Origin of the sequence: Paenibacillus sophorae (assembly GCF_018966525.1) — a bacterium.
In the GTDB taxonomy this organism is placed as follows: domain Bacteria; phylum Bacillota; class Bacilli; order Paenibacillales; family Paenibacillaceae; genus Paenibacillus_AQ; species Paenibacillus_AQ sophorae.
Window position 1 is genome coordinate 1,910,935 of the sequence record NZ_CP076607.1, and the last position, 16,177, is coordinate 1,927,111.

The following is a 16,177-nucleotide window of genomic DNA, read 5'->3' on the forward strand; positions in this document are numbered from 1 at the left end:
AACAGTCTCTCTTCTCGTATTGCAAGCCTGACCTTCCATTGCATGAATGGCCATAGCGTATTTGCTTATTTAATCGCACCCTGCGTAATACCGCTGATGATCCATTTTTGCGCGGACAGGTAAACGACGATCATCGGCAGCAGCGCCAGCAGGTAGGAGGCGAAAGCCAGATTGAAGTCGGTGCTGAATTGCCCCTGGAATACGTACTGCACAAGCGGCAGCGTATATTGGCTTGGATCGGCAAGCAGAATGAGCGGGAGCAGGAAATCGTTCCAGGTTGACAAACTGGACAAAATAATGACCGTTGCGCTGATCGGACCGAGCAGCGGGAAAATAATCTTCCAGAAAGTTCCCCAGGTCGATGTGCCGTCGACCGTCGCGGCTTCTTCCAGCTCAAGCGGGATAGAACGGATATATCCGACATAGACGAACACGTTGAACGGAAGACCGTATACGATGTACAGGAGAATGAGACCGGGAATATTGTTCATGGAGAGATCGGTCGTTACCTTTACAACAGGCAGCATGATGATCTGAAACGGAATGAACATGGCGCTGACGAAATACAGATACAGGAGCTTAAAGAATCTCCGGTTCATATTTCTTGCTATGGCATAGGAGACGAGCGAGTTGGTCAGCAGGATAAATCCAACCGAAATAACCGTGATGACTGCGCTGTTCTGAAGAGCATGGAAGAAATCGGTCGCTTTAATGGCGTTGCTGAAATTCTCAAAATGCAGCCCGGTCGGCAGTGAAAAAATGGACTGTGCCATCTCTTCGGGATTCTTGAGCGCGATGCTGACAGCCATGTAGAGCGGGAACAGAATCAGGATAGAACCGAGCGCAATGAGTGTGGTCGCCAGCCAGTTGGTATTTTTTCTCATTACAGGTCCATCTCCCGTCTTTGTAGAACTTTAATCTGAAACAGAGAAATCGCTACGATAACGATAAAATAGATGACGGCGTTCGCCGATTGATACGCAAATTCTCCGCCTGTGAATCCGCCTTGATAAATCAGCAGAGCGATCGACTGAGTGGAGCGTCCCGGTCCGCCTCCGGTCAAAGCGACGATCTGGTCAAAGATCATAAGTCCGCCCTTCATGGCCAGAACCATATTGATGGTGAAGAAGGATGCAAGCATCGGGAAGGTAATGCTCCAGAATTCTTTCCATTTGCTGGCCCCATCCAGACTGGAGGCTTCATACAGATCCGCAGGAATCGTCTGCAGGCCGGCAAGATAGAGGATTGTGTTATAAGCGATGCCCTGCCAGACGCCGACAATAACGATACCCACCCATGCCCAGTCGGGATTTCCGAGAATATTCTGCGACAGGAAGTCGCTTCCGAGCTTTGCGCCCCATACCGTAAAGGCATTGGAGAACAGGTAATTAAAAATGTAGCCGACAATCAGGACGCCGAGCACGTTCGGCAGAAAGTATACGCCTCGGAAGAAATTCTTGGCTTTGATCTTGGCGTTCAGTCCCAGCGCAATCAGGAGACTGATGACATTGATAAGAATGGTGGCCGCAATGGCGTACTTGAATGTAAAAAAGTAGGAATTAAGCACGTTCTCGTCTTTGAACACGTTGATGAAGTTCTTGAAACCGACAAAAGCATATCCGTCACTGAAACCGTCCCAGTTGGTAAAGGAGTAAAAAATGCCTTGAAGGGCGGGGAAGGTATGAAAAGCAAAAAACAGGAACAGCGCGGGTATGGTCATCAAATAATATGCGATCCGGCGTTTAGCCATTGTTCCGTCCTCCTTAAAGAAGTGCCGGAGAGAGAAGAGATCTTCTCCTCCAGCAGCCTTAAGCTTTTATCAGAATTTCCGTTGGAACCTTAGGATATAACTTGAGAGTGTACCCGCGGTTCATGTGATTATGCTTTATTTGCGGTCGGCAACTTTGTCCCATTCCGTGTCCAGCTTGCTTACAAAAGCGTCGACGTCTTTCTTTTGCAGGAATTCTTGCAGAAGCGTATCGATCTTCATGGCTGCAGGGATGTAATGGTCGGAGAAGTCCACCAGATTGCCGGCGGTGAATGCTTCTTTCAAACCTTCAACGGTTTTATCGTCTTGAGTTACACCCGTAATAGTCGGGAACGCTTTTTGCTCCGTGATATATTGCTTAACATTTTCCGGTTGCATCATGAAGTCGATAAACTTCTTCGCTTCTTCTTTGTGCTTAGTCGTTTTGGAAATGGCCAGCAGCGTATCCACACCGGTTACGAGCTTATTCTTGGACGGATCATTGGTTGCGGGAAGTACGAATACGCCCAAATCGATCGAAGGGTTGGCTTTCTGGATTTCAGGAATGGCCCATACACCCTGCAAATACATTGCTGCTTCGCCCTTGGCGAAAGCCACGTTGCCGTCGTTGTAGGTTTTGCCGTAAATATCTTTCTGTGCATATTCGGTCAATTGGAGCTGCTTTTGTACGACTTCATTAATGGTACCCGTGAATTTGGCGGAGCCGGCATGGCGCTGAGTGTAGAAGTCGATGCCGACGATGCTGCTGCTCAGCGCATTAAACGCCGGCAGGGTAGTCCAGGAATCCTTGAGCGTCAGGTAGAATGCGTTCTTGCCTGCTGCTTTGAATTTCTCGGCAACCGCGATGAACTCATCCCAGGTCTTTGGAACCTCTGCGCCCACCTCTGTAAACATAGCTTTGTTGTAGATAACACCGTTGGCGTTGGCGGCGAACGGAACGCCGTTCAATTGACTGTTGGCGGTATAGTTCTTCAGCATGTCGGCATAGGCCGGCTGAACATTTTTCACAACGGGATCATTGGAGAGATCCTCGAACAAGCTGCCGGTTGCAAGGCTCTTGAACGTATCGGTTGCTCCGATGCCGACAACATCCGGAATATCCTTCTTCGCGGCGCGTGTCTTCAGCAGGGTTTCGGCATCGGGCGGGTTCACCTGTTTAACGACGATATTCGGATTAGCTTCATTGAATTTGGCAACGAGTTTGTCAAAGGAAGTCTTCGCTTCGGCTTTGTTCTGGAAGAATTCAATTTCGACCTTGCCAGAGGAACTGCCGCCGTTTGCGCTGTTATCCGAAGAGCTGTTGCCGCAGGCGCCCAGTAGTGATATAGCGAGCATTCCTGCAAGTACGGTTGTCATTCCTTTTTTCATGTCAAATCCCCCTAAACTAAAATTTTATAGTAGAGTGCGGTGACGTAAGCGTTTAACCTTTTGAGCTGCGCAGTGGCCGTTTCCACTTCTAATATCATAATCAAAGGAAGGCAAACGCTTGCATTTTCAGTTAAACGTTTACGTTATATTGATAAAAAGACTCAGGTAAGCGTTCTTACCGTCTGTCTTTCTACAATTGAATGAGAGACAATGATTCCTTCCGCCGTTTCACCTGTTTCGATACTACGGATCAGTGTTTCGGCGGCGATTTTGCCCATTTCTTGAAGCGGCTGGCTAACCGTTGTCAACGGAGGAACGACCATGTTGGACAGCTGAACTCCGTCAAACCCAATGACCGAAATATCATCGGGAATCCTGATTCCGAGTTTATAGGCGGCCGAAAGTACGCCAATTGCCATTTCGTCACTGGCAGCGAACACGGCCGTTACATCGGGAACCGTCTGCAGTAGGGCTTCAAACTGAATGCATCCGCTTTCAAATCTGAAATCGCCATAAACGAGATATCGGCTGTCAAAAGGAATTTGGTGCTTCTGAAGCGCTCTTAAATATCCGTCCACACGAGGAGATCCAGCTAATACATCCTCTTTTCCACCGCTGATCATTGCGATTTTACGATGCCCTTTGCCGATGAGGTATTCTACCGCGTCGCATGCGGCCAAGCAGTCATCGACCTTCACGTAAGGAACTGTGGCGTAATTTGATTCGGAAGAGACGAGAACGACCGGGACGTTCATAGCTTGGATTGCTTCATAGTACTCCTCCTTTAACACACTGCTGGAGAAAATAATTCCGTCAACTTGCTTTTCCCGCAAAAGCTGCAGATACTTCAGGGTGCGTTTGCCGTCATCGTCGGTGTTGCAGACCACAATACTGTAATTTCGGCCATGGGCGTAATCTTCAACTCCCTGCAAAATATCCGAGGAGAAAGCGCTCGAAACATTCGGAAACAATACGCCGATCGTATGCGTACGCTTATTGATTAAGCCGCGTGCGATCGCGTTAGGCTGGTAACCAAGCTCTCGAATGACCTCATTAACCTTCTGCTTCGTTTTGTCTGAATATCCGCCCAAATTGTTCAGTACCCGGGAAACCGTGGCGATGGAAACGTTTGCCCTTTTAGCTACATCTTTAATTGTGGGATTCATACGCTTCCCCTCCAATACGGCTGGCAGCTTTAGTTAAGCGCTTTCTATAAATCTTAATGACTTACGCCAGATAACGTAAACGCTTAACTAAAATATAAACCTGAATTTGCGACCTGTCAATCAATAAAATTGAAAAAAATTCATGAGGATATTTAATGAAAACGCTTTATATTTTTTTATTGAAACGTTTCCAAAACTGTGTTACGATACGGTTATCAAAGAAGTTTAAGCGGAGGAAGCTTATGGCCAGTATTAAAGATGTTGCTAATTTGGCAGGTGTCGCCGTCGGTACCGTTTCCAGAGTCATTAATAATGCCGGGGCGGTTAAACCGGCAACCCGCGATAAGGTCAAGGCCGCTATCGAGCAGTTGAATTATGTGCCGGATGAGGTCGCGCGTAACTTTAAGATGCAGAAATCGAAGATGGTGGCCCTGATGCTGCCAAGCATTTGGCACCCGTTTTTTTCCGAGCTTGCCTACTTTATTGAAGATGAGCTCGACCAGGGCGGATTCAAGCTGATGCTATGCAACAGCGGGGGCAAGCCCGAGAAGGAATTGTATTACTTCGATATGCTGAAGCAGAACAAGGTGGCGGGAATTGTCGGGATCACCTATAACGATATTGAGAACAGCGTGAGCACGGATATCCCGATAATCAGCATCGACCGGCATTTCAACAAGCAGATTACCTGCGTGACCTCAGACAATTTCGAGGGAGGGCGAATTGCGCTCAGAGAGCTGGTCAAGGCCGGTGTGAAGAAACCCGCTTTCCTTGGCAATGTGCCTTCCGTATACAGCGAGACCGTACTTCGAAGGGACGGCTTCGTGCATGAAGCGCAGGCCCTTGGCATTCCCTACGCCGTGTACGAAGAACCCGATCCGCTTCGGGATGAGGATATGTACTACAGCACGTTCCTGCAGCAGCATCAAGACATTGACGGCGTATTCGCCATTACGGATATGACTGCGGCCAAATATATCGAGAAAGCCAAGCAGGCCGGGATTCGCGTTCCGGACGATGTGAAGGTAATCGGCTACGACGGCATCCAGGACCATCCCTTTTTCCATCCTCTGCTATCCACGATCCGTCAGCCTGTGGAGGAGATGGCGAGAACGGCCGTAAGGCTGCTGCTTAAGAAAGTGGAAGGGGAAAGCTTGGATCGTGAAGTCTACCGTATCCCTGTACAATATAGGGCGGGGGAGACGACCTGATTTTTTTACAATCAAAAGTGCAAGAAACGAACACCTGCAAGAGATGCTCATATCGTTGGCTTCGGGAGCATAAGTTAGGAAGGGCGGCACAGCCGTTTCTTCTGGTGTTAATTGGAAACGTTTCAAAAAAGGCGGCATGAGATCCAACCCATAGATGATCTAACAGGACGGAGGAGGAGATGAGACCTTTACACATGCAGAGATTCAGTCGGCATAACTATTGGGATACCCGGGGCGGGCGCGGCGACATTCACACTCTTTATGCGGCCTGAAATGATACCGCTGTCAAAGATCGGCCGGAAGACGAATAGCGCAGACGATGCACAAACCTTGTATAACATGTTGCATTAACGACTACGTACATCGAATTGCCAGGGGGAGTCAAATATGAGAAAGCTGAAAGCTGCCCGAAAAAATTGGGAACTGTATTTGCTGCTTATTCTGCCTGTAGCCTACTTTATTATTTTTCGGTATGTCCCCATGTACGGCGTGCAGATCGCTTTTAAAGACTTTACGCCGCGCGCCGGAATATGGGGAAGTCCCTGGGTGGGATTTCAGTATTTCCGGGAGTTTTTTGAATCCTATAACTTCTGGACGATCATCAAGAACACCGTTCTGCTTAGCCTTTTGAACCTGGTGATCTCATTTCCCATTCCTGTAATTATCGCCATTCTGCTGAATCAATTGGCCAGGGAGAAGCTGAAGAAGTTCGTTCAAACCGTAATCTATGCCCCTTATTTTATTTCGACCGTAGTGCTGGCCGGCATGATTATTGTGTTTCTGTCGCCGAACAGCGGGCTGATCAATCATATCATCGGAGCGTTCGGAGGGGAACCGGTGCTGTTCATGTCCGAAGCCGGCTGGTTCCGCCCGGTTTATATTATGAGTACGGTTTGGCAGGAAACGGGGTTCGCCACCATCATTTATTTGGCCGCTCTGGCCGGTATCGACCCGCATCTTCATGAAGCCGCCGTCGTGGACGGAGCAAACAAATGGCAGCGAATCCGCCATATCGATTTGACCGGCATACTTCCCACCATTACCGTGCTGTTTATTCTGGCCGTAGGCAACCTGATGAACGTTGGGTTTGAAAAAGCCTTTCTGCTGCAAACCGACCTGAATATCGACGCGTCGGAGATCATTTCGACCTATGTATACAAAATCGGTATTCAGCGCGCGCAGTACAGCTTCTCGGCGGCGATCGGACTGTTTAACGCGGCCATCAATCTGGTGCTCCTGCTTATCGTAAACCGGGCAGCCAAAAAAATAAGCGGGAACGGATTGTTTTAGAAAGGGGGAGATTGAGCATGTTTCGAGTGAAAAGAAAGCTGAAAAGCGATATTGCTTTCGATGTGGTGAATTTCATCGTGCTGGGCGGATTTACGCTGATGATTTTATATCCGCTTTATTTTATCGTAATCGCTTCCATAAGCGATCCGAACCAAATTTACGCGGGCAATGTATGGCTGTGGCCCAAGTCGATTACCTTTGACGGCTACCGGCGGATTTTCAGCGATAACACCATTTGGATTGGTTACCGGAACTCCTTATTCTACGCAGCGCTCGCGGCTGTCATCAGTTCGGTTCTGACTGTTATGGCGGCTTATCCGCTGTCGCGCAAAGATCTTTACGGCCGGAACGTCTTCATGATGATTTTTGTCGTCACCCTCTTTTTTAACGGCGGAATTATCCCGACCTATCTGCTTGTCAAAGATCTTCATATGATCAATACCATCTGGGCGGTTGTGCTTCCCGGGGCGGTGGACGCATTCGCCATTATTATCGCCAGGACGTTCTTCCAGAGCTTGCCGGATGAACTACGGGAGGCCGCTGCCATCGACGGGTGTACCAATCTGCGCTACATCTGGAGCGTTGTCGTGCCGCTGTCCAAACCCATCATCGCTGTGCTTGTGCTGCTCGCCGTGGTCCGCCAATGGAATGGATTCTTTGACGCCCTGATTTATGTGAATGACTCCCACCTGTATCCGCTGCAGCTCATTCTGAGGAACATCCTGATCCAGAACCAGCCTTCCGGGGATATGCTGACGGACATTACGACACTCGTAGCCCAGCAAAAGGTGACTGAGCTGATTAAATTCGGAGTTATTATCGTAGCGGCGCTCCCATTGCTAACGCTGTATCCGCTGCTTCAACGCTATTTTGTCAAAGGCGTCATGATCGGTTCAGTCAAGGGATGAGGTGAAGCCGGGGCTGTTCTGCGAATGCGCTGAAAGGAGGTGGGGGCCTGGCGATTGTAAGGGTGGCAAGCGTCTGTATAGGGCAAGTCATCATAAGGGAGGTTTGATTTGCAATGAATAGAAAAATGTCCATAGTTCTTAGTGCGCTCCTGTTCGCTTCCGTCGTACTTACGGCATGCAGCGGCAGCAACGCTTCAAACAATACTCCGGCGGCAACGAATGCCGCATCGGGTGATGCAAGCAGCGGTGACACCACAGGTTTCCCGCTTAAGGAGAAACTGACGCTGAAGGCCGTGGCGAAGCGTCCCGCGCTCGCGCCGAGCGATTTCAACGATTTTGAACTGGCGAAGCGGATGGAGTCGGAGACCAATGTCCATGTGGACTGGACGACGATCGTCGATACGGATTACGACCAGAAGAAGAATCTGCTGCTGGCAAGCGGCGATTTGCCGGATATGTTCTACGGAGCCGCCTTTACGGACACGGAACTGCTGCATTACGGCCAGGACGGCACCATTATTCCGCTTAACGATCTGATCGACAAGCATATGCCCAACCTGAAGGCCCTTTTTGAAAAACGCCCGGATATCAAAGCGCTCGTTACGGCTCCCGACGGCAACATTTACTCGCTGCCGGTAGGCGAGGAACTGGGAAGCGGGCAGGAGGATATCGGGGCTAATCCGGACTTTTTGTATATTAATTCAGACTGGCTGAAGAATCTTGGACTTGAAATGCCGAAGACTTTGGAAGAATACCACAACGTTTTGAAAGCGTTTGAAGATAGAGATCCGAACAAGAACGGCAAGAAAGACGAAATTCCGCTCTCCTTCATCAACGCCTATTGGACCGGGGATATCGGCTATCTGTTCGGCGCGTTCGGCGAACCCGACAAAACATATCAGCCGGGCAATAACACCTACTCCGAGCATCTGAACGTCAAGGACGGAAAGGTATACTACGCTGCTCTGCAGCCGGGCTACAAAGAGGCAGTAAAATATTTTCACACCTGGTTTGAAGAAGGTCTAGTGGATATCGAATCCTTCACCCATAACGACGCGCAATACTTGGCAAAAGGCAAGACGCAAGATGAAACGCTGGGCTCCTTCCTCTGGTGGGACCATACCGACGTTGTCGGCGGGGAGCGGGATGATCACTATCCCATCGTGCCGCCGTTTAAAGACTTGGTAGTGAAATGGAATAACGGTTCGGCGATAGGCAGAGGCGGCACCGTGATTACGGAAGCGAACAAGAATCCGGAAGTGACCGCCGAGTGGCTCGACAAGCTGTATGATTCGGTCACGGCGGCAGAGGTCCATTGGGGCCCGATCGGCACATGGTTCGAGAAAGACGCAAATGGACTGCTCGTTCAGAAGAAAGATATCGAGAACCCGGGCGAATTCCGGCGGACGGTCGCTTTGGGAGGAGCGGGTGTCATTACCGGCGAGGATTTTGAGAAGGTAGTTGCTCCGGAACCGCGCGCGAAACAGCGGATGGACGATATCAAGAATATTTTCGTTCCGCAGATGGAGAAAGAGCATTTTCCGCTTATTTTCTTCACGGATCAAGAATTGCAGACGATCGACCGCTTGAAACCGGAAATCCAAACCTACACGAACAAGATGCGCGCCCAGTGGCTGATGGACGGCGGCGTGGATGAAGAGTGGGATAAATACACCGCCGATCTGAAAAAAATGGGTATCGAGGATCTGATGAAGGTCTATCAGGACGGCTACGACCGCTACATGCAAGCTCAGAAATAACAGCTTCGTAAAGAAAGCCGCACCTTAGGGCAAGCCGGAATGTCAGAATGCACTGGCTTGTCTCCTGTTAAAAACGCGGAAAGAATGGAGAGAACATGTTGAACGAGCCGATCGCGTACTGGACTTTTGACGAAGGCCGCGGAAATCAAGCGGCAGACTCCGTATCCGGCAAAATCGATACTGTACAATTCGCACTTAGCAAAGGACGTTTCCAGGCTCCGAGAGATCCGGTCTGGGCTGCGGGGGTAAAGGGGAAAGCCTTGTCTTTTGACGGCTACTCCACGTTCATCCGCCGTCCTGCCCCCTTAGCCGCTCAGCCTTCGGAGAATCTGACCATAACGGCGTGGGTTGCTCCGAGGACGTATGATTACGGGGCGGAGAATCGTCTGGCGGCCATTGTGAACCAGCATAACCGGGAGGGGAAGGAAGGCTATATTTTGGGCTTGTTCAAGCACGGGGCCTGGTCGCTCCAGGCGGGAACGGGCGGCGAATGGCTGGAGACATGGTCTACCGAGCCGGTTCCTTTGCATAGGTGGTCTTTTGTGTGCGCCGTCTTCGCGGGGAGCGAAGGGCGGATATCGCTGTATCTCAACGGGCGGAAAACGACGGAGACCACTCTCAATCAACCCTTGAAGATAACGCCCGGCAGCGCCGATTTGCTCATCGGGCGCAATAATGACGGAGTGATTTTGGCCGAAGCTTTCGTAATGAACAACTTTGACGGCTGGATGGACGAGTTGGCCATTTATGACCGGGCGCTGACGGAAGCCGAAATTCAGCAGCGGTATGAGCAGGATCTCCGGGGCCATGGCGGCGTTATTCCGTCTATCGACCGCAAGGCTATGGAAATTCCCAGGCAGTATTTCGCCGCCGACCGCCACCGTCCGCAGTATCATATGAATCCGCCGGGACACTGGATGAATGAGCCTCACGCCCCGCTTTATTTTGAGGGCCAGTATCACTTGTTCTACCAGCAGAATCCCCAGGGCCCGTTCTACCATTATATTCACTGGGGACATGCGGTTAGCCCGGATCTCGTTCACTGGCGGGACTTGCCCGCTGCGCTCAGCCCGGAGTCCGGGCTTGACCCGGACGGAATCTGGTCGGGAAGCGCCTCCTATGATCATGAAGGGCTGCCGGTGCTGTTCTATACCATTGGAAATAATGATGAGACTCCCAATCAGTCGATTGGTCTTGCGAGAAGCTCATTTTCTGAAGACGGCGATAACGATTTAAAGAGCTGGATAAAGCATCCAATCCCAATTATTAGGCAGGAGCGGGGAACGGGCTTGTTCGGAGAATTCCGCGATCCTTTTGTCTGGAAAGAAGACGGAATCTATTATATGCTTGTCGGAACGGGCGCGGGCGGGCAGGAAGAGGGCGGGACGGCTCTGGTGTATACCTCCTCCGATATGCTGGACTGGGAGTACCGGGGTCCTTTGTATATTAGCGACTATGGCAAATACCCTTATCTCGGGAAAGCCTGGGAGCTGCCGGTCCTGCTTCCGCTCCCGCTTGAAGGGAAAGAAGGTACGAGATCAGGCAAGCATGTCCTGCTCATCAGTCCCTGGGGAGAAGGCGCTAAGGTTGAGGTCAACTATTGGATTGGAGTTTGGGACCCTGAAACCTGCAAATTTCAACCAGATCATGAGGAGCCGGGATTGATTGACGTCGGCGATTTTCATTTCACGGGACCCAGCGGCATGGTCGATCCGCGGACCGGACGCTCGCTCGTGTTTACGATTGCGCAGGGCGAACGGACGCCGGAAATCGATTATGATTGCGGCTGGGCGCACGGCGCGGGAATGCCGGTATCGCTGTTCCTGCGGACCGATGGACGGCTTGGCGTAGAGCCGGTGGAAGAAACCGCGCTGCTCCGGGGAAGACGGCTCTTGTCCGTGGCCGGGAGCAGTCTGGAGGACATCAACCGGCAATTGGCTGGGGTCAGCGGAGACATGCTGGAAATTATACTGCGCTTCAATTCGTGTCAGGCTGAACAGGTCGGCATTTCCCTTCGCCGCTCGCTGGATGGAGCGGAAGAGACGGTCATCCGGTTTAACCGCCTGGAGCAGCGGCTTGAGGTTGACCGGACAAACACGACGCTCGACGCGAGGGAACGGACACGGGGAATTCAGGGAGGCGATCTTCCGATTGGCGAGGAAACCTTGCGGCTGCATATTTTTGTCGACCGGTCGCTGATCGAATGCTACGCCAATGGGCTTAAGAGTCTGACCACCAGAGCCTATCCGTCGCGGCTGGATGCGCTTGGCCTGCTGCTGTGGTCGGGCGGCCCGGCGGAGCAAATCGATATGGACGTATGGGAGATGGGCCCGGCTTACCCATCCCATTAATACAGAGAAAAAGGAGATGCAGGAGTGTCTACAAAATCATACAGTGAAACGTTCCGACCACAATTTCATTATTCGCCGGAGGCTAATTGGTTGAACGATCCCAACGGATTGGTATGGTATGAGGGAGAATATCACCTGTTCTATCAACATCATCCCCACAGCACGGTGTGGGGTCCCATGCACTGGGGTCATGCGGTAAGCAAAGACCTGGTCTACTGGGAAGAGCTCCCCATTGCGCTCTGGCCTGATCATAACGGGGCGATCTTCTCGGGAAGCGCGGTTGTGGACTGGCATGATACCACAGGTTTTTTTAATGGAGGCTCCGGCCTGGTGGCGGTATTTACCCATCATGATACGCAGACTCCAAGCGGGGTGCCGCGCCAGAGTCAGAGCCTCGCTTACAGCTCAGACAAGGGCCGAACCTGGACGATGTATGAAGGCAATCCGGTTCTGGAGGATGAGCGGCACGTGGATTACCGTGATCCGAAAGTGTTCTGGGACAGTGAGCGGGAACGGTGGGCGATGGTGCTCGCCGCCGGACAGCGCATTTTGTTCTATCATTCGCCTGATCTGATTCATTGGTCTTTCGGAAGCGAATTCGGCGCGTCGGAAGGCTCGCATGACGGGGTCTGGGAGTGCCCTGATCTGTTCAGGCTCCCTGTTGACGGGGGCAGCGGTGAATCCAAATGGGTGCTTATCGTCAGCATCGGCCCGAGTGATGAACTGGCAGAAGGTTCGCGGACCCAGTATTTTGTAGGCGAATACGACGGCGTCTCCTTTGTGAGCGACAACCCGCCGGATACCGTACTGTGGCTGGATCACGGCAGGGACAATTATGCTGGGGTGACCTGGTCGGACGTCCCCGCGCAGGATGGACGGAGGCTGTTCATCGGCTGGATGAACAACTGGAAATACGCCAATCTGCTGCCGACGGAAGCGTGGAGAGGAGCGATGACACTGCCAAGGGAGCTTGGGCTTGCGGTGTGCGAAGACGGCGTTCGGCTGCGCCAGATGCCGGTAAAGGAGCTTGAGGCACTGAGAGAAAAGGAATTTCGGATCAATCATGCGGTGATTAATGCTGGGGACGGCAATCTTTTGCAAGATATTCATGGAAGTGCGCTGGAAATTGAAGCGGAAATCAAGCTTACGGGCGCGTCAGCGTTCGGCTTTCGGATTCATGGCTCCGCCGGGCAGGGAACGGTTATCGGTTATGATGCGAGCCGCAGCTATGTGTTCATTGACCGCAGAAATGCCGGCATATCGGACTTTCATCCTGATTTCTCCTGCGAGCACGGAGCGGACCTGAAGCCCTCCGGCGATATCCTCAAGCTTCGGATTTTTGCCGATCATTCCTCTGTTGAAGTGTTTGCGGGCGACGGGCGTGTTGCACTGACGGATCAGGTTTTTCCAGGCCCCGAGCATCAGAACCTGGAGCTGTATGTTCAAGAAGGAAGCATTGAAATCATCTCTTTGCATGTATACGGCTTGAAATCCATTTGGGATTCTTCAAAATAAAGGGCGAAACCATCCCTTAAGACGGCAAACGAAGGGGCGTTCCATAAGCCATAGAAATGGCTGCTGGGGCGCCCTTTTATTTAGGCTGACCCGGGGAAATCGCTTACGAAATGATGGACGGAGAACATCCCGATGCATTCCCACCCGAGTTGAAGCGGGACAGTGCAAAAACCTGAGATAGTGCATCTTTGGGTCGCCTGAGAAGACCTGTTCTATAACGTGCCTGCAAAAATACACTCTTTTTCCCGTTCCGCCTCAAATTCAATCAGAACAGCCTCAAATCCCTGTATAATTGCAGGATTTCCCGGTGAATAAACGCTTTGGATTAAAAAAAGCTGCATTTTAGCTGTTTTGCAAGAATGCTGAACTAAGTCACACTCAACCCGATCTCGTTCCCCAACCTAATGCTGGAGAAATTGTCCTAATTTCTACAACGAAAGCCGGCAAGCCTTTCGATAACCGAAAGACCTGCCAGCTGCTTAACTTTGCTTTGCCATTCTGAATAGAGAAGGCGCTCTTGTCCATAGGAATATCCGCTTTTGGGACAGCCTCTTGATTATTTGGAAGAACGCTCAAACTTATTTCTTCATTCCTGCCCCGGCAATCAGTTCCCTTAGTTCGCCGTGGTTAAATCCCTTGACCGCTCTGCCGCCCGCTACGGTAACCGGAATGCCCATGAAGCCGAGACGTTCTACTTCCTGCTGATAATCCTCGCTTGCCATAATATCCCTGACCTCGAACGGGACGCCCTCACTCTGAAGCATTTGTTTCACCCGGCTGCAATCGCCGCAGCCCTCGGTGGAGTAGACGATCACTTGGGAACTCATTGACTTACAGCCTCTTTAATGCTCGATTGTGTAATTTTCCAGTGAGAGGTATTCCAGCGCACATCGCCATCCTCAAGCAGGAAGATTTGCGGAGACTCATGCTTGATGCCGAAATCTTCGGCGATTTTGTTGGACACCGGACGGTCCTCGATGACGAGCACGATGGCGGCGTCGGTATCATTGTCTTTCAAATAGGACTGGAACTCTTCATACGCTTTTGCGCTGATCGGACAGGTCGTACTGTGCTTGAACAGCAGCTTTTTTCCGGGCTTTGCAATATACTGCTCCAGATCCTCGGCGGAGTGGAGTTGCTGAATGGACATGATATCACCTTCCTTAATATAGTTGCTAATCAACAGTAATTGTACCTTAGATTGTAACATGTTTCAAAATTAAAGCAATCGGCATTCCAGCCTAAAGACAGCGGTAAAATGCCTTGGTGCTGCATGGTAAACGGGCAATCAGAGCTTCTTGTAATAAAACACCGTCTCATGCAGTTCCCCATCCGCCGACCGGGCATAACCCGGAATTCTGCCGGCTTCCACGTAGCCGAGCGATTGATACAGCAGGTTGGACGGATCGCCTTCGCGGGTATCAAGCACAAGTAGCGCTCGGCCATCCGCTGACGCGTACGCTTCTGCCGTTTCCATCAGCAGGCGGGCAATGCCCCGGCGGCGGCGCTCAGGATGGACCATCAGCTTGGCAATCTCCGCGCGGTGCAGTCCGTTCGGCTTCAGGGCAAGATGGAGCTGCACGCTTCCGGCAATTCCGCCTTCATCCCAAGCGGCCCATAATATAACGCCCTCACCCGGTACGCCCCGCCAATACTCTACAGCTTCCGCTTCGGAAAGCGGTGGCAGAAAACCGACGGATGCTCCGTCCTCCACCACAACGGTCAGCAGCCCGGCCAGCTCCCGTTCCAATCCTTCGTCTATTGCGCCGATTTGTTCTACACGAATCCCTGTTGTCATTAGCGCTGTCCCCTCTCCCGTCAGTCGGTCTAATCGGAAATGATTGTATACGCTACCCATTATACCGGGGGATGAAGAAGTTACCAATCCTAATTGCCAGGGCTGCGGCAGCGGCGGTCAGTCGCATAAGCTGATAAAGTGAAAAAAACAGGGACCGCCCCGGCTGTTTAGCCGAGAGGACAGTCCCTGTTAGATGCCTGGCCTTTAGGCCGGCTGCGATTCGATTACTGGAAGTTCCGGTTTTGGTTTGTGGAGAATTGTCCCGGTGCCTGAAGGCCTGTGCCAAAGGAAGATGACCCGGTGAAGGATGACCCGATCTGCGAAGATCCGATCTGCGAAGATCCGATGGAAGATCCTCCGATTGGGGAGCCGAAAGACGAATATCCGGTGAAAGATGTCCCGATAGGCGCAGATCCGATCGAAGAAGACCCTATTGGAGAACCAAAAGAGCGGGACGCAGGGTTTTGGAACACTGGTTGGTTGTAAGCCGAGCCAAATGTGCCGATTTGAGCCGATTGCTGCTCCACTTGACGGAACACTTGGGAAATTTGCTGCAATTGTTGAATGGCTGTTTGGTGGCCTTGCAGAACGGTCTGAATCGATTGAGCAGCTCTACGCTCACGGTTGGCCAGTTCCTCGAGCTGTCTTGCGTTTTGTTCTTCTTGCTGCAGAAGTTGTTGATACATTTGGCTGGATTGCTGTGTTTCGTTGATAAGCCGTTGAACAAGCTGCTCACCTTGGTTGATTTGATTGGAAATGTTCGTATTCAATGTTGTATCCTCCTTGTGGAATTAATTGATAACCGAAAATTATTATGCTTTGGCTCCATGTAAATTATTCATCCATCTTCCAGAAAATATTTGTGAACCCGTCCGTTTCCAATGCGGCGAAGCGGCGCCGGAAGCTGTTGTTCCAATTGGATAATCACCGGCTGAATGTTAGCTTTGGCCTGTACCATTCCTTCTTCCAATCTTAATATCGCCTCGCGGATAGAATGTAACATGTGATATATTACATGCAAAATAAGCGTGAGAGGAGCTCT

15 protein-coding genes are annotated in these 16,177 nt (G+C 51.2%); 6 read left to right on the top strand and 9 right to left on the bottom strand.

Annotation, left to right across the window (positions count from 1 at the left end):
• Positions 1 to 65 precede the first annotated feature (65 nt).
• The 4 genes from KP014_RS08890 to KP014_RS08905 form a co-directional block, all read right to left on the bottom strand.
• Positions 66 to 884: a carbohydrate ABC transporter permease gene (locus KP014_RS08890; RefSeq protein ID WP_036588734.1), complete on the bottom strand. Its 819-nt coding sequence runs from the start codon at positions 882 to 884 to the stop codon at positions 66 to 68.
• The gene (locus tag KP014_RS08895; RefSeq protein ID WP_036588730.1) at positions 884 to 1,750 is read right to left on the bottom strand and encodes a carbohydrate ABC transporter permease; all 867 of its coding nucleotides are present in this window, start codon (positions 1,748 to 1,750) and stop codon (positions 884 to 886) included. The genes KP014_RS08890 and KP014_RS08895 overlap by 1 nt, the downstream gene beginning before the upstream one ends.
• Before the next feature lie 135 nt (positions 1,751 to 1,885).
• A complete protein-coding gene (locus KP014_RS08900; RefSeq protein ID WP_036588728.1) occupies positions 1,886 to 3,136 on the bottom strand; it encodes an ABC transporter substrate-binding protein in 1,251 nt (416 codons plus the stop codon).
• Positions 3,137 to 3,297: 161 nt separating this feature from the next.
• Complete coding sequence (locus tag KP014_RS08905; protein WP_036588725.1) at positions 3,298 to 4,302, bottom strand: LacI family DNA-binding transcriptional regulator; 1,005 nt, start codon at positions 4,300 to 4,302, stop codon at positions 3,298 to 3,300.
• Positions 4,303 to 4,544: 242 nt separating this feature from the next.
• Between KP014_RS08905 and KP014_RS08910 the strand changes: the two genes are divergently transcribed.
• From KP014_RS08910 to KP014_RS08935, 6 genes are all read left to right on the top strand, one after another.
• Positions 4,545 to 5,513 carry a LacI family DNA-binding transcriptional regulator gene (locus KP014_RS08910; protein ID WP_036588755.1) on the top strand — a complete coding sequence of 323 codons (969 nt, stop codon included), beginning with the start codon at positions 4,545 to 4,547 and terminating at the stop codon, positions 5,511 to 5,513.
• 387 nt (positions 5,514 to 5,900) lie between these two features.
• A complete protein-coding gene (locus tag KP014_RS08915) occupies positions 5,901 to 6,803 on the top strand; it encodes an ABC transporter permease (protein WP_036588723.1) in 903 nt (300 codons plus the stop codon).
• A gap of 17 nt (positions 6,804 to 6,820) precedes the next feature.
• Positions 6,821 to 7,711 (top strand): carbohydrate ABC transporter permease, encoded by an 891-nt coding sequence (locus tag KP014_RS08920; protein WP_036588720.1) that lies wholly within the window; start codon positions 6,821 to 6,823, stop codon positions 7,709 to 7,711.
• Positions 7,712 to 7,824: 113 nt separating this feature from the next.
• Entirely contained in the window at positions 7,825 to 9,471 is a 1,647-nt protein-coding gene (locus KP014_RS08925; protein WP_036588718.1) for a type 2 periplasmic-binding domain-containing protein, read from the top strand.
• 95 nt (positions 9,472 to 9,566) lie between these two features.
• Positions 9,567 to 11,822 (top strand): LamG-like jellyroll fold domain-containing protein, encoded by a 2,256-nt coding sequence (locus tag KP014_RS08930; protein WP_036588716.1) that lies wholly within the window; start codon positions 9,567 to 9,569, stop codon positions 11,820 to 11,822.
• 24 nt (positions 11,823 to 11,846) lie between these two features.
• Positions 11,847 to 13,337 carry a glycoside hydrolase family 32 protein gene (locus tag KP014_RS08935; RefSeq protein WP_036588714.1) on the top strand — a complete coding sequence of 497 codons (1,491 nt, stop codon included), beginning with the start codon at positions 11,847 to 11,849 and terminating at the stop codon, positions 13,335 to 13,337.
• 578 nt (positions 13,338 to 13,915) lie between these two features.
• On the opposite strand, the gene KP014_RS08940 is transcribed toward KP014_RS08935, so the two are convergent.
• The 5 genes from KP014_RS08940 to KP014_RS08960 form a co-directional block, all read right to left on the bottom strand.
• Positions 13,916 to 14,164: a glutaredoxin family protein gene (locus KP014_RS08940; protein WP_036588709.1), complete on the bottom strand. Its 249-nt coding sequence runs from the start codon at positions 14,162 to 14,164 to the stop codon at positions 13,916 to 13,918.
• Complete coding sequence (gene ytxJ, locus KP014_RS08945) at positions 14,161 to 14,487, bottom strand: bacillithiol system redox-active protein YtxJ (protein ID WP_036588706.1); 327 nt, start codon at positions 14,485 to 14,487, stop codon at positions 14,161 to 14,163. The genes KP014_RS08940 and ytxJ overlap by 4 nt, the downstream gene beginning before the upstream one ends.
• A 138-nt stretch (positions 14,488 to 14,625) precedes the next feature.
• Positions 14,626 to 15,135 (bottom strand): GNAT family N-acetyltransferase, encoded by a 510-nt coding sequence (locus tag KP014_RS08950; protein ID WP_036588703.1) that lies wholly within the window; start codon positions 15,133 to 15,135, stop codon positions 14,626 to 14,628.
• 224 nt (positions 15,136 to 15,359) lie between these two features.
• Positions 15,360 to 15,905, bottom strand: coding sequence for a hypothetical protein (locus KP014_RS29225; protein ID WP_175491830.1), 546 nt, complete (start codon positions 15,903 to 15,905; stop codon positions 15,360 to 15,362).
• Between the two features lie 68 nt (positions 15,906 to 15,973).
• The gene (locus tag KP014_RS08960; RefSeq protein ID WP_216700482.1) at positions 15,974 to 16,138 is read right to left on the bottom strand and encodes a hypothetical protein; all 165 of its coding nucleotides are present in this window, start codon (positions 16,136 to 16,138) and stop codon (positions 15,974 to 15,976) included.
• Between the last annotated feature and the right edge of the window lie 39 nt (positions 16,139 to 16,177).